This is a genomic window from Flavobacterium sp., assembly GCF_044341265.1.
In the GTDB taxonomy this organism is placed as follows: domain Bacteria; phylum Bacteroidota; class Bacteroidia; order Flavobacteriales; family Flavobacteriaceae; genus Flavobacterium.
In genome coordinates this window covers 70,613-91,709 of sequence record NZ_JBIISA010000009.1, presented here as the reverse complement: position 1 = coordinate 91,709, position 21,097 = coordinate 70,613, and the positions used below count along the sequence as shown (strand labels likewise).

21 protein-coding genes and 1 tRNA gene are annotated in these 21,097 nt (G+C 32.1%); 17 read left to right on the top strand and 5 right to left on the bottom strand.

The genetic code is table 11. The annotated features are described in order from the left end of the window. Position 1: 1 nt before the first annotated feature. Positions 2 to 2,572, top strand: a complete 2,571-nt coding sequence (locus ACIQ06_RS06500; RefSeq protein WP_396144663.1) for a DUF4132 domain-containing protein — start codon at positions 2 to 4, stop codon at positions 2,570 to 2,572. Then, the gene (locus ACIQ06_RS06495) at positions 2,569 to 3,279 is read left to right on the top strand and encodes a HesA/MoeB/ThiF family protein (RefSeq protein ID WP_396144661.1); all 711 of its coding nucleotides are present in this window, start codon (positions 2,569 to 2,571) and stop codon (positions 3,277 to 3,279) included. Before ACIQ06_RS06500 ends, ACIQ06_RS06495 begins: the two co-directional genes overlap by 4 nt. Before the next feature lie 156 nt (positions 3,280 to 3,435). Here ACIQ06_RS06495 and ACIQ06_RS06490 read toward each other — a convergent pair whose 3' ends face one another. Beyond that, on the bottom strand, positions 3,436 to 3,849 hold the full coding sequence (locus ACIQ06_RS06490) for a DUF4293 domain-containing protein (protein WP_396144659.1): 414 nt from the start codon (positions 3,847 to 3,849) through the stop codon (positions 3,436 to 3,438). 183 nt (positions 3,850 to 4,032) lie between these two features. Here ACIQ06_RS06490 and rho point away from each other — a divergent pair, with 183 nt between their 5' ends. After that, positions 4,033 to 5,781, top strand: coding sequence for a transcription termination factor Rho (gene rho, locus ACIQ06_RS06485; RefSeq protein WP_396144657.1), 1,749 nt, complete (start codon positions 4,033 to 4,035; stop codon positions 5,779 to 5,781). A 373-nt stretch (positions 5,782 to 6,154) separates the two neighbouring features. On the opposite strand, the gene trxB is transcribed toward rho, so the two are convergent. The 4 genes from trxB to ACIQ06_RS06465 all read right to left on the bottom strand — a co-directional run bounded on the left by trxB (position 6,155) and on the right by ACIQ06_RS06465 (position 8,752). Continuing rightward, the gene (gene trxB, locus ACIQ06_RS06480; protein ID WP_396144655.1) at positions 6,155 to 7,102 is read right to left on the bottom strand and encodes a thioredoxin-disulfide reductase; all 948 of its coding nucleotides are present in this window, start codon (positions 7,100 to 7,102) and stop codon (positions 6,155 to 6,157) included. 141 nt (positions 7,103 to 7,243) lie between these two features. After that, positions 7,244 to 7,318 (bottom strand) — tRNA-Pro (locus ACIQ06_RS06475). An 81-nt stretch (positions 7,319 to 7,399) separates the two neighbouring features. After that, on the bottom strand, positions 7,400 to 8,233 hold the full coding sequence (locus tag ACIQ06_RS06470; RefSeq protein WP_396144652.1) for a GIN domain-containing protein: 834 nt from the start codon (positions 8,231 to 8,233) through the stop codon (positions 7,400 to 7,402). Positions 8,234 to 8,299: 66 nt separating this feature from the next. Then, positions 8,300 to 8,752 (bottom strand): DUF4442 domain-containing protein, encoded by a 453-nt coding sequence (locus ACIQ06_RS06465; RefSeq protein ID WP_396144650.1) that lies wholly within the window; start codon positions 8,750 to 8,752, stop codon positions 8,300 to 8,302. A 198-nt stretch (positions 8,753 to 8,950) separates the two neighbouring features. Between ACIQ06_RS06465 and ACIQ06_RS06460 the strand changes: the two genes are divergently transcribed. The 14 genes from ACIQ06_RS06460 (at position 8,951) to ACIQ06_RS06395 (ending at position 21,070) form a co-directional block, all read left to right on the top strand. Next, positions 8,951 to 9,406, top strand: a complete 456-nt coding sequence (locus ACIQ06_RS06460) for a DUF4870 domain-containing protein (RefSeq protein WP_396144648.1) — start codon at positions 8,951 to 8,953, stop codon at positions 9,404 to 9,406. Positions 9,407 to 9,475: 69 nt separating this feature from the next. Further along, a complete protein-coding gene (locus ACIQ06_RS06455; RefSeq protein ID WP_035126226.1) occupies positions 9,476 to 9,805 on the top strand; it encodes a PadR family transcriptional regulator in 330 nt (109 codons plus the stop codon). Between the two features lie 5 nt (positions 9,806 to 9,810). After that, entirely contained in the window at positions 9,811 to 11,556 is a 1,746-nt protein-coding gene (locus ACIQ06_RS06450) for a PspC domain-containing protein (protein WP_396144646.1), read from the top strand. Positions 11,557 to 11,558: 2 nt separating this feature from the next. Then, positions 11,559 to 12,293, top strand: a complete 735-nt coding sequence (locus ACIQ06_RS06445; RefSeq protein ID WP_396144644.1) for a head GIN domain-containing protein — start codon at positions 11,559 to 11,561, stop codon at positions 12,291 to 12,293. A 141-nt stretch (positions 12,294 to 12,434) separates the two neighbouring features. Then, positions 12,435 to 13,340, top strand: coding sequence for a TIGR01777 family oxidoreductase (locus tag ACIQ06_RS06440; RefSeq protein WP_396144642.1), 906 nt, complete (start codon positions 12,435 to 12,437; stop codon positions 13,338 to 13,340). 486 nt (positions 13,341 to 13,826) lie between these two features. Further along, a complete protein-coding gene (locus ACIQ06_RS06435) occupies positions 13,827 to 14,345 on the top strand; it encodes a nucleotide exchange factor GrpE (protein ID WP_396144748.1) in 519 nt (172 codons plus the stop codon). Positions 14,346 to 14,411: 66 nt separating this feature from the next. Further along, the gene (gene dnaJ / locus ACIQ06_RS06430; protein ID WP_396144639.1) at positions 14,412 to 15,536 is read left to right on the top strand and encodes a molecular chaperone DnaJ; all 1,125 of its coding nucleotides are present in this window, start codon (positions 14,412 to 14,414) and stop codon (positions 15,534 to 15,536) included. A gap of 163 nt (positions 15,537 to 15,699) precedes the next feature. Continuing rightward, positions 15,700 to 16,620: an ABC transporter ATP-binding protein gene (locus ACIQ06_RS06425; RefSeq protein ID WP_396144637.1), complete on the top strand. Its 921-nt coding sequence runs from the start codon at positions 15,700 to 15,702 to the stop codon at positions 16,618 to 16,620. 86 nt (positions 16,621 to 16,706) lie between these two features. Then, a complete protein-coding gene (locus tag ACIQ06_RS06420; RefSeq protein ID WP_396144635.1) occupies positions 16,707 to 18,014 on the top strand; it encodes an ABC transporter permease in 1,308 nt (435 codons plus the stop codon). Positions 18,015 to 18,019: 5 nt separating this feature from the next. Continuing rightward, positions 18,020 to 18,421, top strand: coding sequence for a hypothetical protein (locus ACIQ06_RS06415; protein ID WP_396144633.1), 402 nt, complete (start codon positions 18,020 to 18,022; stop codon positions 18,419 to 18,421). Between the two features lie 156 nt (positions 18,422 to 18,577). Beyond that, positions 18,578 to 19,741 carry a sigma-54 dependent transcriptional regulator gene (locus ACIQ06_RS06410; RefSeq protein WP_298307046.1) on the top strand — a complete coding sequence of 388 codons (1,164 nt, stop codon included), beginning with the start codon at positions 18,578 to 18,580 and terminating at the stop codon, positions 19,739 to 19,741. Between the two features lie 75 nt (positions 19,742 to 19,816). Then, positions 19,817 to 20,437, top strand: coding sequence for a DEAD/DEAH box helicase (locus ACIQ06_RS06405; RefSeq protein ID WP_396144630.1), 621 nt, complete (start codon positions 19,817 to 19,819; stop codon positions 20,435 to 20,437). Positions 20,438 to 20,493: 56 nt separating this feature from the next. Then, complete coding sequence (locus ACIQ06_RS06400) at positions 20,494 to 20,709, top strand: DUF2007 domain-containing protein (protein WP_396144627.1); 216 nt, start codon at positions 20,494 to 20,496, stop codon at positions 20,707 to 20,709. Between the two features lie 7 nt (positions 20,710 to 20,716). Beyond that, positions 20,717 to 21,070 carry a hypothetical protein gene (locus ACIQ06_RS06395; protein ID WP_396144624.1) on the top strand — a complete coding sequence of 118 codons (354 nt, stop codon included), beginning with the start codon at positions 20,717 to 20,719 and terminating at the stop codon, positions 21,068 to 21,070. The last annotated feature ends 27 nt before the right edge of the window (positions 21,071 to 21,097 follow it).

Here is a 21,097-nt window from a genome sequence, read left to right as displayed (position 1 = left end):
TATGGGAATTTTAGATAAATTAAAATCTGCTTTTGGAATCCAAGGAGAACAGCAATCAAATGAATTCATCACAGTTTTCGAAAATTGTGTTGAAGAAGCTACAAAAGAATCCTCTTATTTTTATACTGTTAATTTCTCCAATATTGAAAGTTACAACCAGATAATCAAAAAATGGGATGACGAGAAAAAAGGATTATTTATAGTTTTCTTGACAGAATCCTTGAATAGCAACTTTAAAGGCTATCAAAAAGGTTCCAAAAAAGAAACTAAAGATTTTCAATTGGCCAACCAAATGATTCCCGCACTTTTTAGAAGTAAAATGAAATTTACAGAAGGAACAATTGTTTCTTTGTACAGTTCCTTTAAAAATAGTTTTCCAGAGAAAGGCTATGATAAAATGCATTGGTGGCCTTTAGCAGGTTTTTTTAAACAAATTGAGTTTAATTACCCTGATGTTGATATTCCTAACACAATCAAAACGATACTGGAAGATATTTTAAGTTTTGAAAAAGAGACAAATTCTTATTATTACAAAGACCAACTAAAATTAGAAGAAAAAATAAAATCCTTTTTATTTAAAAGTGAAAATGACGAGAATTCAGTAAAACCAACATATTTTGTTGGTGAAGACAATTTTAAAAATATTGGAAATGCAATTTTAGATCAAATCAAAAAGGAAGACCAGCAAAATTGGTTTACACTTATGCAATTGGCTCAAAAAGCTACAGGTGCAAAACCTACACAAAAATTTTTAGCTGAAGCCAAAATAACAATGGATAAAATAGGTTCGGATAAGTTTAAAAAAGTAACACAAGAATGGTTTCAAGAAATCATAAATTTAAAGGAAACAATTACTACACATACTCAAATTTATTATAAACAAGAATACCAATATAATTCAATAGAATTTTTATCAAGTCCGAATGTAGATATTTTAAAAGGCTTTGTATGGATGTCTTCATGGTATTATGATAGCAACACTATAATTACTATAAGTAAGTTATCTGAAAGATGTTTTAAAAAAATTCCCGAAAAAGGACCAGCTTCGGCTGGATTAGGCAATGCGTGTTTATATACTTTATTTGCTTCAAAAGGTTTAGACGGTATAGCACAATTATCTAGGTTAAGATTAAAAATTAAACAAAATAATACTTTAGCATTAATTGAAAAGTATATAGCAGAAGCAGCTACTAAATTAGGGGTTTCTTCCTCAGAAATTGAAGATTTAGCTGTAGATGATTTTAAACTAGAAAATCATGAATTTACTTATCAATTTGATGAAATTAAAGGAACTCTTTCGCTCATCGGGATGGGTAAATCAATTATCAAATGGTATAAAGCCGATGGTACAGAGCAGAAATCTGTTCCGCAATTGGTTAAAGATAAATTTGATGCCAAATTAAAAAAACTAAAAAGCATACAAAAGCAAATTGACCAAACCACATCTGCACAAAAGGAACGTATTGACAGGATGCTTAGATGCGACAGAGTAATGAGTTTAGATTACTTTAAAGAAAAATATCAACAACATGGATTACTCTCTTTTGTGATTCAAAAAATAATTTTTAATTTTTCAAATAATTCAAAAAATGTTTTGGCAATTTACCTAAAAGATCAATTCTATACAATTGATTTTGAAGAGTTGGAATTAGAAAAGTTCACTCATGTTTCACTTTGGCATCCGGCTACTAGTAGCACTCAAGAAGTTAAAAATTGGAGAAATTTCTTAATGGAAGGTCAAATTCAACAACCATTTAAGCAAGCTTACCGAGAAATTTATTTGTTAACTGATGCCGAAGTTAACACTAGGACATATAGCAATCGGATGGCATCGCATATTTTGAAGCAACATCAATATGTTACTCTAGCAAAAGGAAGAAATTGGAAAGCTAAATTAATAGGTGCATGGGATGGTGGTGACGATGATGTTGCTAAACTATATTTACCTGAATATAAGCTTTGTGCAGAATTTTGGGTAAATAGTTTAAATGCAGATGACCAATTCAATGCAACTGGAATTTGGAATTATGTTACAACAGACCAAATACGTTTCATAAATACGGAAACGAATGAATTAGTTGATTTAGTTGATATTCCAGCTATTGCATTTTCAGAAGTTATGCGAGATGTTGATTTGTTTGTGGGTGTATCTAGCGTTGGTAACGATCCTACTTGGAGCGACTCAGGAGGCTTACCTACTTACAGAGATTATTGGCAGTCTTATTCTTTTGGTGATTTATCAGAAATTGCCAAAAACAGAAAAGAGATTTTACTTGGACTTATTCCTAGATTAAAAATAGCTTCTGTAACGCACATTGAGGATAGATTTGTGGTTGTTAAAGGCAAAATAAGAACCTATAAAATTCATATTGGGAGTACTAATATTTTGATGGAACCTAATGACCAATATTTATGTATCGTTCCCGATAGAAGTTTAAAAGAAACAAATAATAATTTGTTTTTACCTTTTGAAGGCGATAACGGATTGTCGGTAATTATATCTAAAGCACTTTTACTTGCCAATGATGATAAGATAACTGATACTACAATCACCTCGCAAATAAATAGATGACAGAAAGATACCAAAAGCAAATTATTCTTCCTGAAATAGGTGAATCTGGGCAGAAACATTTAGCAAATGCCTCTGTTTTAATAGCTGGAGCAGGTGGTTTAGGAGTTATTGTTGCATCATATTTAGTTGCAATGGGAGTAGGAACTATCGGTATATGTGACTTTGATAAAGTAGAAGTATCTAATTTACATAGGCAGATACTTTTTACACCTAGCGATATTGGAAAAAGCAAGGTTTCGGTATTGGCGGAAAAACTAAGACTGCAAAATCCTAATATTATTATAAATAGAATTGAGAAAAAGATTGAGAAAAATTCTGTTACAGAAATTGCTAAAAAGTATCAAATAATTTGCGATTGCACAGATCAAGGTATGAGTAGAACAATAATAAATGATTATTGTGCTGAACATAAAAAAGTATTAGTTCATGGAGCAGTTTCAGATTGGCAAGGATATATAACAGTTTTTCATTATTTAAATGACTTTAGTTTGAAAGATATTTTTGATTTTAACGACTACTTAAAAAGTGAAAGTTGTTCTGAAATAGGTGTAATTAGCCCTATTTGTGGAATAATTGGTAGTTATATTACGACCGAAACAATTAAGGTTATTTTGAATCTTGAAGATGTATTGGAAGGGAAAATCCTATATGTTAACCTACTTGATAATCAAATAAGACAAATAAAGATTAAAAAAAATATTAGCTAATAGCCTTTTTTCAATATCTAGAATTTTGAAGTAAATACACGTTTATCTGTATGTAGTTTATATATTTTAGAATCTGAAACAAGTTCAGATTAAACCAAAAAAATCCCAAACTTTCGTTCAGGATTTTCTTCGCACTAATAAACTAAGTTTATAGGTTTATCTCAATCGGTCAACAGATTTTACGAGATCTTCATCCTTCTTGATGGCTTTGTTGGCCAAAACCAGCATAACGATAGAAATGATAGGTAGAAACATCCCAATACCTTTCTCAGAAACTACAGGAGTTTCTCCAGATAAATTTAGTGAACGATAAACAAATAATCCTAATAAAATTAAATTTAATATCATATTCAATCTGTTAAAAACAAATTGTTGTTGTCTTTTCTTAAACGATATTATACTCAAAACAGTTAGAGCTGTACTCAATCCAAACAAAATTTGGTATAGCATTTCACTCATAAAATAGAATTCTTTTCCACCTTCAAATTTCCAAAGCGGAAATACAAATGGAAGCACTCCTACAAGAATGAATACAATAGCTAAATAAACGGTTTGAATTCTTTGTAACATTATTACTTATTTATAACGCAAAAATATATTTTCTTTTTTTAAAAAACTATTGCTTGATAGAAAATTATTCGTATTATTGCATAACAAATCCGTAAGTACTTCAAAAACACGGAGGTTCCAATAAAAAAAATCACCACACATTTTGTATTGTCATTCAATCCATTAAAATATATATAAACATTTATGTTTGATAGTTCTGCATTAAAAGGAATGAAGTTATCTGAACTTCAAGAAATTGCCAAATTGGCCAAAACCATAAAATTTAACGGTGTAAAGAAAGATGCTTTAATTGAGCAAATCTTACAACATCAAGCCGCAACTTCATCTGATACTTCTCAGGAAAAAGTAGCTGCACCAAAAGAAGAAAAACCAAAAAGAGCTAGAATCGCTCCTGATGCTTCTCCGAAAATTGAAAAAAAATCGAAAGACTTATTTTCTGAAACTCCTGTTGAACAAGTAGAACCTTCAATTCAGGAAGAAATTGCTCCTATAAACGAAGTAGCTTCCAAACCTGAAAAATTTCAAAAGAAACCTAAGTTTGTAAAACCTACAAAGGTTACATCAGAAGAAAATACAGCAGAAATTACTCCAAAAGAAGAAGAAACTTCAACTGAAGGAATTCAAGAAGGTACAGAAAATGCTCCTGTAAAACATCAAAATCCGAATCAGAAGCATAAAAACCAAAATCCGAATCAAAACCCAAACCAGAATCCAAATCAAAACGGTAATGGTAACGGAAATCCAAATCAGAATCCGAATCAAAATCCTAATTTCAAGAATAAAAACAAACCCAACTTCCGTGATGCTGATTACGAATTTGACGGAATCATTGAGAGTGAAGGCGTTTTAGAAATGATGCCCGATGGATACGGATTTTTGCGTTCATCAGATTATAATTACTTAGCTTCACCAGATGATATTTATTTGTCAACCTCACAAATTCGTTTGTTCGGATTAAAAACTGGTGATACTGTAAAAGGAGTGGTGCGTCCTCCAAAAGAAGGTGAAAAGTTTTTCCCATTAGTAAGAGTTTTAAAAATAAATGGTCACGATCCGCAAGTCGTTCGTGATAGAGTTTCGTTTGATCATTTAACCCCAATATTTCCTCAAGAAAAATTCAGAATTGCCGACAGACAAGCCAGCACTTCTACAAGAATAATCGATTTATTCTCACCAATAGGAAAAGGACAACGTGGAATGATTGTGGCGCAACCAAAAACAGGTAAAACAATGTTGTTAAAAGACATTGCCAATGCCATTGCTGCTAATCATCCAGAGGTTTATTTAATTGTTTTATTGATAGACGAACGTCCAGAAGAGGTTACCGATATGCAACGTAGCGTTCGTGGTGAAGTTATCGCTTCAACTTTCGACCGTGAACCAATGGAACACGTTAAAATCGCTAATATTGTTCTTGAAAAATCGAAACGTTTGGTAGAATGTGGTCACGATGTAGTGATTCTTTTAGATTCGATTACACGTTTGGCAAGAGCTTACAATACGGTTCAACCTGCATCAGGAAAAGTACTTTCGGGTGGAGTTGATGCCAATGCATTGCAAAAACCAAAACGTTTCTTCGGAGCAGCTCGTAATGTAGAAAACGGTGGTTCGTTGAGTATCATCGCAACGGCTTTAACTGAAACCGGTTCAAAAATGGACGAAGTAATCTTCGAAGAATTCAAAGGAACAGGTAATATGGAATTACAATTAGACAGAAAAATTGCTAATCGTAGAATTTTCCCAGCCATCGATTTAACTTCATCGAGTACGCGTCGCGACGATTTATTATTAGACGAAAACACATTAAAACGCATGTGGATTCTACGTAAATTCCTAGCCGACATGAACCCAGTAGAAGCAATGGATACCATAAACGATAAAATCAAGAAAACTAGAAATAATGAAGAGTTTTTGATTTCTATGAATGACTAATTTCAATTATTCAATATACAATAACCGAGCAGTAATGTTCGGTTTTTTTGTTTTTAGGACTTGTGCTGATAAATATCAGTAGCGAAATGCTTGGGAGTTTTTGGTTTCCGTTTTCCTGCTATCCATTACAATCATTTCTTTTGTTGCCTTCGAGAGCCTCAGGCAACAAAAAAAATAATTTTCATTACTATCAGGGCTAATAGATATACTTTAAATTCTAAATCAGTTTTCAAAAGACTTTTTTCTAAATAAAAAAGCCATTCCAAAATAGGAACAGCTTTTATAATTCGTGACTCGAGACCAAAGGTCGAACAGACGTAGTAAATCTATGTTTAAAGCATTCGTGAAAATTCGTGAAATTCGTGTGAAAAAATTACTCCTTAGCAGCTAAATATCTTTCAGCATCCAAAGCCGCCATACAACCAGTTCCAGCAGCAGTAATAGCTTGTCTGTAAACGTGATCAGCAGCATCACCGCCTACAAAAACTCCAGCAACATTAGTTTTAGAAGTTCCAGGAATATTAATAATATAACCTGTTTCGTCTAATGTTAAATAGTCTTTAAAAATATCAGTATTTGGTTTGTGTCCAATAGCTACAAAAAATCCAGTTGCAGGTATTTCAATTTCTTCATTGGTAGTTTTGTTTAAAGCTTTTACGCTAGTAACAACTTGACCATCACCTAATACTTCAACGGTATCGTGGTTCATTAAAATTGTGATATTTTCAGTATTTCTAACACGTTGTTCCATGATTTTAGAAGCTCTAAATTTCTCACTTCTTACCAACATCGTAACTTTTTTACACAATTTAGATAAATAATGTGCTTCTTCACAAGCAGAATCACCTGCGCCAACAATAACAACTTCTTGATTTCTGTAGAAAAATCCGTCGCAAACCGCACACGCAGAAACTCCGCCACCCATATTCAAATAATGTTGTTCAGATGGAAGACCTAAATATTTTGCCGTTGCACCAGTTGATATAATTACGGTTTCACAGTGAATTTCTTTAGTGTTATTAATCCACACTTTATGAATATCTCCAGAGAAATCTACTTTTGTAGCCCAACCATCACGAACATCAGTACCAAAACGTTTGGCTTGTTCTTCAATACCAACCATCATTTGTGGTCCAGTGATTCCTTCAGGATTTCCAGGCCAGTTTTCTACTTCATTGGTAGTTGTTAATTGACCACCAGGTTGCGTTCCTTGATAAAGAACCGGATTCATATTAGCTCTAGCTGCATAAATTGCCGCTGTATAACCAGCAGGACCAGAACCTATTATAAGACATTTTACTTTTTCTATTGTATCAGACATGACTAGTTTGTTTTTATGAAATGCAAAGGTAAGTTTTTCTTAAAATATTTTAATGTAAAGTAGTTGACAAAAAACTATTTTAATATAAATTTTAATTATTGAAAATAAAAAAAGCCGAACTAATAAAAGTTCAGCTTTTTGTCGGGGTGGCAGGATTCGAACCTGCGGCCTCCTGCTCCCAAAGCAGGCGCGATAACCGGGCTACGCTACACCCCGAAATTTGTTATAAATTCCGAGTGCAAATATATAACAATAATCAAGTTTACAAAGATTTTGAAAACTATTTTTTAGAAAAATTTATTTTGTCGGCCTTTTCTTCAAAACAGCACTGTCAACAAATCGTTTTAATTCTACTTTTTGATCACCATACAAATCAATTTCCGATTTTCCTGATGCTTCTATAATTATATTTGAAGTACATAAAACACTAACATTAGTGTATGATTCCGAAATAACGGAAACATTTTTTGAAGTTAATTTTTTTCCATCAAATGTTGCATTATTATCTAAACGAAGTTTTAAATCGTCAACATCTCCTTCTACAACAGCATCCGTTTTTTGATACATGTCAAAGGTTAAATCTTTTGAAGTAATTAAAGCTTTTAGTTTAGCGTTTTTACTTAAAGTTATGGCAGATTTATCCGCTTTTGAATTCAATTCAATTTTAGATTTATCATCCATAATTAAAGTAAAATTCTTTGCTTTTGAATTGATGAACAATTTGGATTCATCATAACTTTTAAGAGTAATATTTTCTAGTTCAATATCAGCTAGTGCGGTTACACTAGATTCATTTCTTGTAATAATTGATTTGAAACTGTCATTATAAGTAATTCTAACACTTAATTTTTTATAACCAAAAGCATTTTTTAAAGTAGATAATTTTAAAGTTGAACCATTTAAAACAATATCAATAGCATCATGTAAATTATCGTCGGCTTCAATTTCTAATCCACATTCAGTTCCTTTTACAATAAAAACTTCGATATTATCTAAAACTTCTATAGCTTCAAAAGGCTCTATTTTTTTAATTTCTGTAGTTACAATTTTTGAACCTTTTACTTTTTCTTTCTTCTGAGAATAGGAGAGAGTAGTTATCAATAATAAGGTAAGGAAGATTGTTTTTTTCATTAGGTATTTAATTTGAGGTCAAATTTATAAAAAGCAATGTTAATAGAATTATAAAATCTATCATAATTATTTCACACGGACACTCCATTCGAAATCCATTTCAGAAACTTGGTCACCTTTTTCATCAACGCCTATTGATTTTAGCCAAAGTGTTTGTCCTTCTCCAGTTGCTATGGTTTTCTTGATAGCATCTTCAATTATAGTGCCATCATTACAAGTAAAAGTAATTCTTCCTTTTGCTTTTTTTGTGAAATTACCTTTGTTATTAGCCACTAACATCGAAATATTTTTACCACTTTTCTTTATTTGATACATAACTAAAGCACCAGTAGTAAGCTCTGCTGCCATAGCTTGAACCGCAAAATACATTGAATTAAACGGATTCTGATTAAACCAACGGTGTTTTACTGTCGCAACACATTTTTCAGGTGAAATGTATTTTGTTCTTACTCCGCACCAAAATGCAGAAGGTAATTTGAAAAATAAAAAAGTATTCAATTTTAAAGGTGAAAATTCCATGAAGTATTGATTTTGTTGTAAATATACAAAAAATAGTATGCACTCATACTAAAACCTTAATGTTAATAAAATGTTAAATTTAAGTACTTTGTAATGCATAATACCTTTTTTTGGTTGTATCTTTGTATAAGAAATTAATAAGCTATCTATAGTATTGTTGAAATCAAATTTTAATCATCAATCATAAATCAAAATAAAATGACATCAAACAACGAACGTACCATTGCATCAGTAACACATTTGAGCTCTTTTGCTCAATATGTTTTTCCATTAGGAAATTTTATTGCTCCTATAATTATATGGAGTGCTAAAAAAAATGATTCTGAATTTGTAGACTACAACGGAAAACAAATATTGAATTTTCAGTTAAGCGTTTTTATGTATAGTTTAATTTTAGTTTTAATTTCTTTACCGCTTTTAATCTATGGATTTGTAGATTTGATAGGAACCAATTGCACCTTTAGTAATTTTGAAATTGAATTCAATAGTTTTAGAAATCAAGAAATCACAACCTTCATCGGGATTGCAATTGTAGCCTTTGTACTTTTTATGTTTCTAAAAGTATTTGAATTCATACTAATTATATATGCCGCAGTAAAAGCTTCTAATGGTGAGCGTTATAAATATCCTTTAACAATACCTTTCTTTAAATAATAAGTTTCAATCATCAATAAAATCAATCAAAAAAAATGAACAGTTTAATTAAAAAATCAAAATCGAATTATGAACATTGAAAACACAAAAGCCCAAATGCGAAAAGGTGTTTTAGAGTTCTGCATCTTATCTGTTTTAAAAGAAAAAGAAGCCTACACATCTGAAATACTAGACACTTTAAAAAACGCAAAATTGCTTGTAGTAGAGGGAACAGTTTATCCGCTATTGACAAGATTAAAAAATGACGGTTTACTCAACTATCGTTGGGAAGAATCAACTTCAGGTCCGCCAAGAAAATATTATGAGTTGACCGAATTAGGAAAAACATTTTTAAACGAATTAAACGGAACTTGGACAGAACTTTCTGACGCCGTAAACATCATAACCAATCAAAAATAACAATCATGAACAAAACAGTAAATATTAATATAGGTGGTTTATTCTTTCACATAGATGAAGATGCATACCAAAAGTTATCAAGATATTTTGATGCTATAAAACGTTCACTTTCTAATTCATCAGGTAAAGATGAAATCATGAAAGATATTGAAATGCGTGTGGCTGAGCTTTTTACAGAAAGACAAAAAAGCGACAAACATGTTATCAATAATGTTGATGTTGATCAAGTAGTTGCCGTTATGGGACAACCAGAAGATTATCGTATTGACGATGATGCTGAAACTCCAAAAAGTGAATCATTTTATATTCCAAATAAAACTAAAAAATTGTACCGCGATAAAGATCGAGGTTTGATTGCTGGAGTTTGTACAGGATTAAGTTATTATACTGGTATTGAGGCAGTTTGGATAAAAGTAATTTTTATAATTCTTACTCTTGCTACAGCAGGTTGGTTTTTAATAGTGTATTTAATTCTATGGATTGCCACTCCAAAAGCCATTACAACCTCTGAAAAATTAGAAATGACAGGCGAACCGGTAACGATTTCCAACATTGAAAAAAAAGTTAGAGAAGAGTTTGAAAACGTATCTGATAAAATAAAAAATGCAGATTACGATAAAATGGGAAACCATTTAAAGTCAACAGCCGAATCAGCAGGTTCTAAATTAGGAGGTGCTTTTACATCAGTTTTTGGAGCTTTTGCTAAAGTCTTAGGTGCTTTAATAGTTGTTTTTTCTTCAATTGTTTTATTGGTTGTTTCAGTTACATCTGTGGTAATGTTATTTTCATCATCAATGCCAGATAACAAGATTGTTGAATTTATTAAAACTCCAATTGGATTAGAAACTCCAATTTGGGCTCAAGGAATATTATTTTTTTTCGCAGCAGGAATTCCATTGTTTTTTCTTCTAATTTTAGGTTTAAAATTATTAGTAACTAACTTAAAATCAATTGGAAGCATTGCTAAATATAGTTTGTTAGCCATTTGGATTATTGCTATTGGAATATCAATATCAATTATTATCAGCGAAGCGAATCAATTAGCTTATTCAGGAAAAGCATTAGAAAAACAAAGTATGACTGTTGCAGCAACGGATACTTTGAAAGTAAGTTTTGCTTACAATGATTTTTATTCAAAAAGAATTGAAGATAGAAGCGAATATAGAATTGTACAAGATTCACTTGGAAATGAAGTAATTCACTCTACGAATGTTACCATTCATTTGAAAAAAACGGATAAAGCTTTCCCATATGTTCAAATTGAGAAATTAGCGCAAGGAAAATCGTTTACTGAAGCAAATCAAAGAGCTCAAAAAATTAAATACAATTACAAAATAGTTGGTAATGAATTAATTTTAGATAACTATTTTACTACAGAAACAAAAAATAAATTTAGAGGTCAAATGGTTGAGGTTTATCTTTATTTACCTGAAGGAATTGTTTATTATCCAAACGAAAATGTACAAGCTTATTTAAGCGGACACAATGCAGATTTCGATTACTACTATGGTCCAGAAGGTTATAAATATAAAGTAAAAGGTACCGAACTAGATTGTTTAAATTGTCCAAATGATGATTCTCAAAACAATGAAGGCGAAACAGAAGACATTAGTGTAATTGAAGAAAATGATTCTATCAAAACGGTTTCTGTAAAAGTAAATGGTAAAGAAGTGATTCAAACCACTACAGGAAAAAATGAGCCAGGAAGCTTAACAATCAACAAAGACGGAATAATCATTAAAACTAAATAGTTATGATAAAATTTATAGTTTTTTGTACAAAAATATTGGTCGCAGCTGTTGTAGCAGTATTGTTTTCCTCTTGTAAATATCAAATGGGAATTGAGGGAAATGGAAATGTGACTAAAGAGAAAAGAATCATATCTGATAAATTCACTAAAGTTGATGTTAGTCACGGAATTGAACTTATTTTAGAGCAAGGAGAAAATATAATGGTTGAGGTAGAAACCGATCAAAATCTTCAGAAACAATTGATTACCAAAGTTGAAAATGGAACATTAATTGTAAAATTTGAAGGAAGTATCAATAATACAAGTGCTGAAACTGTTAGAATTCGTATGCCTAAAATTGAAGGTATTTCTGCAGATAGTGGAGCAGAAGTTACAAGCAAAAACACTTTGCTAGGAAATACAACTATCAAATTAGAAGCAGATAGCGGTTCAAATATAGATGTTGTTTTAGAATATGATGCTATAGAACTTCATGCCGATAGTGGTGCTGAAATTAAAGCAGAAGGAAAAGCATTAAAACTTAAAACTCATGCTGATAGTGGTGCAAACATTGATGCATCAAATTTATTAGCAAACGAAGTAACTTCTCATGCAGATAGCGCAGCTTCAATAACTGTTCATCCAATTGTAAGTTTAAATGCTGATGCCGATAGTGGAGGTTCAATTGAATACAATTCCAAACCCAAAACCATCATCAAAAAAGAAGATTCAGGAGGAAGTGTTTCTTCAAGTATTTAGAATTTATTTATAGTTTTAGTTGTAACGAAAATCCCAGCGAAAGTTGGGATTTTTTATTTTCAATAATTCAACAAAAGTTAAACCAATAACAATTAACGTACATTTTAGAATCATAAATCGTAATTTTGAATAAAAAAGAAAATGAAAGTTTTAATTACAGGTGCAACAGGTTTAATAGGTAAAGAATTGGTAGCGTTGCTTCTTGAAAACAATCATGTCGTTCACTATCTTACAACGTCACCACAAAAAATCCAAAATAAAACCAATTATTACGGCTTTTATTGGAATCCACAAGAAGGAAAAATCGATGACAATTGCCTCGATGGTGTTGATACTATTGTGCATCTTGCTGGTGCATCTATTTCACAACGTTGGACAAATGCTTACAAACAAGAGTTGATAGAAAGTCGTGTATTATCTGCTAATTTACTTTTCAATCTGATAAGGAAAGCACCCAATCAAGTAAAACACTTTATCTCAGCATCAGGAACAGCCATTTATCCTGATAGTTATTCTAAAATATATGATGAGTCGTCTACAGAAATCGACACTACTTTTCTAGGTAATGTTGTTATAAAATGGGAGGAAAGCGCCGATCAATTCAAACTATTAAATTTAAAAGTAGCTAAACTTAGAACTGGCGTTGTTTTTTCCGAAAAAGGTGGTGCGCTTATCGAAATGATAAAACCTATCAAAATGTATGTTGGTTCAGGTTTTGGCTCCGGAAAACAAGTGCAATCATGGATTCATTTAACCGATGTTGCCAATCTTTATTATTTTGTGATTCAAAATCAAACAGAAGGTATTATCAATGCAGTTTCACCAAATCCAATTAGCAATCAAGAGTTAACTAAAGCCATTGCAAAACAGCTAAAAAGACCTTTGTTTTTGCCAAATGTTCCTCAATTCGTAATGAAATTAATCCTTGGTGAAATGCATATTCTGCTTTTCAACAACAAGAATATTCTTCCAAAAAGAGCACAAGAATTAGGATTCAAATTTCAATTTCCAACAGTTAAAGAAGCGCTTGAAAATATCATAAAATAAAAAAAGTTCTAGCTTTTACTAGAACTTTTTTCAACTTGAATTAATAATATCTTTTGCTTTTCAGCGAATCATAACCTTTTATAAATCCAAATATAACGATTTCGAGTAGCAAAACTCTTAAAGTTTTATTAAAGTTTTTAAGAAGCATCACTTCAGGCATTTTTTAATCCATTTTCGCGCTGTCCTCTCGTCCCAATAGACGAGATCCCATCACGGCTAAACTCAATCTTTAGGCTTCTAAATTCAGTTTTCTACAAGATATTTTCATAAAATAACAAATTTTAACTTTATGCTCTTTGTATTTTATTCGTGACTTTGTGGTAAAAAATATGTGACAATTTGACATTTTTAAAGAAATGGCAGTACTTTTGCAACCAAATTCTTCGGAACAAAAAACCAACAATGAACATCAAAAATATATTTAAAAATAAAAGCACAATGAGTACTGAAAATACTGATAAAGAAATTCTTGAAAATGAAAATGAAATGGCAACCCAATCAGAAGGAAATCCTACTGAAGAAGCAACTCCAGGAGTTGAAGCCGCTGAAGAATTAACCGTTGAGCAAAAATTAGAAGAAGAATTAGCAAAAGAAAAAGATAAATTTCTACGCCTTTTTGCGGAATTCGAAAACTATAAAAAACGTACATCAAAAGAACGCATCGATTTATTTAGAACTGCCAATCAAGAAGTGCTACAAGCCATGTTGCCAGTTCTTGACGATTTTGACAGAGCTATGATTCAAATAGCAAAATCTGAAGACGAGGTTTTATTAAAAGGAGTTGAATTAATTCATGAAAAATTAAAATCAACACTAGTTTCCAAAGGATTAGAAGAACTTGACATTAGAACAGGTGATGCTTTCAATGCCGATTTTGCAGAAGCAATTACCCAAATTCCAGCACCATCAGACGATTTAAAAGGAAAAATCGTTGACGTAATAGAAAAAGGTTACAAATTAGGAGACAAGATAATTCGTTTCCCAAAGGTTATTTTAGGACAATAATATATTTTTATGTATTGGGTTTTGACTTGGTCTTAATTCTTAATACTTAAATCTTAATACAAGAACATGAAAAAAGATTTTTACGAAATATTAGGCATCACAAAAAGTGCCACACCAGAAGAAATTAAAAAAGCCTATCGAAAGAAAGCTATAGAATTTCATCCTGATAAAAATCCAGGAAATGCAGAAGCAGAGGAAAATTTCAAACTTTGTGCAGAAGCATACGAAGTTTTAAGCGATCCAAACAAAAAAGCAAAATACGACCAATACGGACATCAAGCATTCGATGGCGCTGGAGGTTATGGTGGTGGCGGTCACATGAATATGGATGATATTTTCAGCCAATTCGGTGATATTTTTGGAAGTGCTTTTGGCGGTGGCGGATTCAGTGGTGGTTTCGGTGGAAACTCAGGTGGACAACGTCGTGTAAAAGGAAGCAATCTTCGTATCAAAGTTAAATTAACTTTAGAAGAAGTTGCCAATGGTGTTGAGAAAAAAGTAAAAGTTAAAAGAAAAATACAAGCGCCAGGCGTTAAATATAAAACTTGTTCGGCATGTAATGGTCAAGGTCAGGTTTTGAGAGTTACTAACACTATTTTGGGTAGAATGCAAACAGCTACTACTTGTCCAACATGTGGTGGTGCAGGACAAACTATTGAAAGCAAACCCAACAATGCTGATGCGCACGGAATGATTCTCGAAGATGAAACTGTTTCAATCAAAATTCCAGCAGGAGTTGTTGATGGAATGCAGCTTAAAGTTTCTGGAAAAGGAAATGACGCACCAGGAAACGGAATTGCAGGTGACTTAATTGTAGCAATTGAAGAATTAGAACACGAATTTTTGAAACGTGAAGGTGAAAATCTTCACTATGATTTATATATAAGTTACCCAGAAGCCGCTTTAGGAGTTTCTAAAGAAATTGAAGCCGTAAACGGAAAAGTTCGTATCAAACTAGAAGAAGGAATCCAGTCGGGTAAGATTTTACGACTAAAAGGTAAGGGAATTCCGAGTTTAAACAGCTACGGAAGTGGTGATTTATTAGTTCACGTAAACGTTTGGACACCAAAGACATTAAACAAAGAACAACGACAATTCTTTGAGAAATCGCTGACTGATGATAACTTTATTCCGCATCCAGAAAAGAGCGATAAATCTTTTTTTGAAAAAGTTAAAGATATGTTTTCATAATTATAAAATTATTTCTACATTTGACTAATTACTTGGAAACAGGTAATTTCTTTTTCATAGCAATTTTTCCCATCCTTGTGTCAAAATAAGGGTGGGTTTTTTTTGTAACAAAAACTTTCAAATAGCTACTAATTCTGTACTTTTACACAAATTAATTTTCATAATGAGCAATATACTTGAAGTAAAAAATGTCGTAAAGCAATATGGTGATTATACCGCGCTAAACGAAGTTTCTCTTTCAGTTCCAAAAGGCAGCATCTACGGACTTCTTGGTCCAAATGGCGCCGGAAAAACATCCTTAATTAGAATCATCAACCAAATTACAATGCCCGATAGTGGTGAAGTAATCCTAGATGGCGAACCTTTAAAACCAGAACACGTTGCCTTCATTGGATATATGCCAGAAGAACGTGGTTTGTACAAAACTATGAAAGTTGGTGAGCAATGCTTGTATTTAGCTCAACTAAAAGGTTTAACTAAGCAAGAAGCCAAAACGCAATTAGATTATTGGTTTGATCGATTAGAAATTCAAGGTTGGTGGAATAAGAAAATGCAAGAACTTTCCAAAGGAATGGCTCAAAAAGTGCAATTTGTAGTAACGGTTTTACACAAACCAAAATTATTAATTCTAGACGAACCTTTCTCAGGATTTGATCCAGTAAATGCCAATTTGATTAAAGATGAAATCATCGAATTGAACAAGCAAGGAACGTCTGTAATTTTTTCAACACACCGAATGGAAAGCGTTGAAGAAATGTGCGATTACATTGCATTAATTCACAAATCCAATAAATTGATTGAAGGAAAATTAACCGATGTCAAAAAACAATTCAGAACCAACAGTTACGAAGTCGGAATTCTAAGCAACAATATCGAAGGTTTGATGTATGATTTATCACAAAAATTCACACTTTCTCAAACTGATTTCAAATCACTAAACGATGAATTAAAACTAGAAATCAACCTTGGAACTGCAACTCCAAATGAATTATTAAATACCTTAATTCAACGCGGACAAGTAACCCATTTTATGGAAAAAATCCCAAGTGTAAACGATATTTTTATTAAAACAGTTACTGAATAGATGGTTAGATTTTTGGATTTTCTGATTTCTTTATCAAGCTTAAAAATCCAATAATCCAATAATCTAAAAATCCAATAATCTAAAAAATGAGCAAGCTACTACTAATCATAAAAAGAGAATTCATTGCCAAAGTTCGCAATAAATCCTTCATTGTAATGACGTTTTTGAGTCCGTTGTTATTTGTCGGAATTGGAGTTTTTGTTGGTTATCTGAGTCAAATGAAAGCTGATTTAAAAACCATTGCCATACACGACGAAACCGGAAGATTTTTCAATGATTTCAAAAGCGATGACGAATACAAATACCTAAATCTATCCAATGTAGATTTAAAAATTTTAAAAGACAGCATCATCAGCGAAAGCTATGAAGGGCTTCTAATCATTCCAAAATCTACTGATAATACTTCACTTCAAAAGAACATTCAATATGTTTCAAATGATAGTCCAGGTGTGATGTTCGTTGAAGATATTGAAGACGTGATAGCTAAAAGAATTACGGCTGAAAATTATCAAAAACAAGGTTTAGATACCTTAAAAATCAATCAATCGAAAGCAGATGTTTCTATAAAACTAAACAAAGCATCGGGTGAAACTGCCTTGAAAGGGTTAAACGAAATCAAAATAGGAATCGGTGGTGCTTTCGGATATTTAATCATGATGTTCATTGTTATCTACGGAAATATGGTTATGCGAAGCGTTATTGAAGAAAAAACGTCTCGTATTATTGAAGTAATCATTTCATCAGTAAAACCTTTCCAATTAATGATGGGAAAAATTATTGGAACCTCATTAGCAGGAATCTTGCAATTCATGATTTGGGCATTACTTGGTATGACAGCGATGTTTATAATGTCGTCTATTTTTGGAGTTCAAATGGGAGCAACATCATCGGCACAAACTCAAGAAGCAATGCAAATGGCTCAAAAAGGAATGGGTAGCAATATTCAAATGTATATCAAAGAGTTGTGGAATTTGCCAATAGCAACCATTCTAGTTTCGTTCATTTTCTACTTCATTGGTGGCTACTTTCTTTATAGTTCATTTTACGCATCCATTGGTGCAGCTGTTGATAATGAAACTGATTCGCAACAATTCTTGCTGCCAATAATAATGCCTTTAATTCTTGGAGTTTATATTGGATTTTTCACTGTAATAAACGATCCTCACGGAACTGTGGCAACTGTTTTTTCAATGATTCCACTTACATCACCAATCGTAATGATGATGCGTATTCCTTTTGGCGTGCCTTGGTGGCAAATTGCCATTTCAATGACCTTACTTTTTGGTACATTTCTTGGTGTAGTTTGGTTCGCAAGTAAAATTTACCGCGTCGGAATTCTAATGTACGGTAAAAAACCATCTTGGAAAGAACTTTATAAATGGCTTAAATATTAATTAAAATGAAAATCTTTTTTCGATTATTTTCTTTAGCAATTGTATCTATTTTGCTTCATTCGTGTGTTGGATATAGTCCTCATGAAATTTTTACTCCGTTAAAAACTGATTACAAAGATAATTGTCCATCACCACCAACCGAAGTTCAATTACTTTTTGAAGGCGAACCAGTTAATTTTGAATATGAAAGAATAGGTTTAATAGAGGTACAAGCTGAATACACAGGAAGAGAAGAAGACCAACTAAAAACACTTACTAATCTAGCAAAATCAAAATGTTGTGATGCCGTAATCGGAATTAAAAAAGGTTATGTAACAAGAGAAATGGGATTGGTTTTTACAACAGAACCTAATCAAACTTTTCAAGCGGTATCCTTTTCAGGTATTGCTGTTATAAAGAAAAAGTAAAATTATTTGAAGCGAATAGCTTGGGCTTTATCAGTAATCCTTATTCCTGCTTTCCGCGTTACAAGGTAACTGCTCCAATCAGGGCTAAGAGAAAAACCATTTTAATTTTTGTTACCTTTGAACACTCAATATCCAATTTACAACATATAAAAAAGTATGTCAAAAATATTAATAATAGAAGACGAAGCATCCATCAGAAGAGTTTTAACCAAAATTCTTTCTGAAGAAAATGATACTTACCAAGTAGAAGAAGCCGAAGATGGCGTTCAAGGACTTGAAAAAATAAAAAATTCAGATTACGATTTGGTACTTTGCGACATCAAAATGCCAAAAATGGACGGCGAAGAATTATTAGAAGCCGTAAAAAAAATCAAACCCGAAATTCCAATCGTAATGATTTCAGGTCACGGTGATATGGAAACAGCTATCAATACTATGCGTCTTGGAGCATTCGATTATATTTCAAAACCACCCGATTTAAATCGTCTTTTGAATACAGTTCGTAATGCTTTAGACAAAAAACAATTGGTTGTTGAAAACAAAATTCTAAAGAAAAAAGTCAGCAAAAACTACGAAATGATTGGAAATTCAGAACCAATCAATCACATCAAACAGATGATTGAAAAAGTAGCTCAAACTGACGCAAGAGTTTTAATCACAGGTCCAAACGGAACTGGAAAAGAATTAGTAGCTCATCAATTACACGAAAAAAGCGAAAGAGCGGCTTATCCATTAATCGAAGTAAACTGTGCTGCAATTCCATCCGAATTGATTGAAAGTGAGTTGTTTGGTCACGTAAAAGGTGCGTTTACATCAGCTGTAAAAGACCGTGCAGGAAAATTCGAAGCAGCCGATGGTGGAACTATTTTTCTTGATGAAATTGGAGATATGAGTTTGGCAGCACAAGCTAAAGTTTTAAGAGCTTTACAAGAAAGTTTGATTCAAAGAGTTGGTGCTGATAAAGATATAAAAGTCAATGTTCGTGTAGTTGCTGCAACCAACAAAGATTTGAAAAAAGAAATTGAAGAAGGACGTTTCCGTGAAGATTTATACCACAGATTGGCGGTAATTTTAATTAAAGTTCCAGCATTGAATGATCGACGAGATGACATACCTTTGCTAATCGAACATTTTGCCTCAAAAATAGCTGAAGAACAAGGAAATGCTCAAAAAACATTTTCAACTGAAGCTACCAAATTGTTACAAGAATACGATTGGACAGGTAACATTCGTGAATTAAGAAACGTAGTAGAACGCTTAATAATATTAGGAGGAAACGAAATTTCTGAAACAGACGTGAAGTTATTCGCAAGTAAATAAATTGTTGTCAGTTATCTGTTATCAGTCATTAAAAAGAACTGACAACCGACAACTGACAACCGACAACTAAAAGAAATGCAATTAAAAAAAATAAACCCAAACTTACAGCAAGCACTAATTGAAAACGAGTTAATCGAAGCAAATGAAATGCAACAAGAAACATTTTCAACTATTAAAAGTGGAAAAGACGCAGTAATTCAATCACCAAGCAGAACAGGAAAAACTACAACTATTGTTTTAAATGTGATTCAGCGATTAGAAAAAACCCACGACGAAAGTACTCGTGCCTTAATCATTGTTGAAAACAAAGAACGAGTTCTAGAAATGGAAGAGCTTTTCTTGAAATACGGAAATTATACTGACTTAAGTATTTTTGGAGTTCATGACAAAGGCGATACCGATTATGACAAAAATGTAATTTCTATGGGTTTAGATATACTTATTGGAACACCAAATAAAATCAACGCCTTATTTTCATCTGCAGGATTCAATATGAATACAATAAAAATGTTTATCGTTGATGACGCAGATATGCTATTCAGAAACCGAATGGATGCAATAATTCTTAGACTTTCTGCAAGTGTAGAGAAAACACAACGCATTTTCTTTTGCTCAGAAATCACTGAAAGAGTAGAAACTTTAGCAGATAAAATCATGATTGAACCGCTTTTCTTCGAAATGGAAGACGAGGAGTAGTTTTCAGTAATAAGTTGCAGTTTACATTATACATCTATACAATATAAAATACAAAAATGGGTTTAATCAAAATATTTTCAGGAGAAGAAGTTCTAGCTATTTCATTACAAGAAAAAATAGAAGCAGTCGGGATAAATACAGTTTTAAGACATAACAATCAAGCGAATGTTTTGCCAAGTATTCAAACTTCAAGAGTAGCAGAATTATTTATCCAAGAAGTTGATTACGGAAAAGCAAGTCCCGTAATTGAGGAATTTAGATTGAGTTTGTAAATTAAATATGAAAGCAATTCGATTACTAAATGATGATCTTGGAAATTCCTATTTTGAATCAGGAACTTTGCCAGAATACCATAAAATTGAAGTCGAATATTTCAACATTCAAACCAAGATTGAACCTTGGCAACAAGAGCAACACACAGCACCAAGAGAACAATTTGTAGTAACTTTAAAAGGAAAACTAGAGTTCACAACTTCCGAAGGAAATACGTTTATAATTGAGCCAGGAATTATTCTAATTGCAAAAGATATTGATGGCGAAGGTCATTCGTGGAAAATTCTTGATGGAGATGTTTGGGAACGAGTTTATATTGTACCAAGACATAATGATTTAGATTATTTTGTTGCTGATTAAAAGCTATTTAAAGAAAACTAATTATGA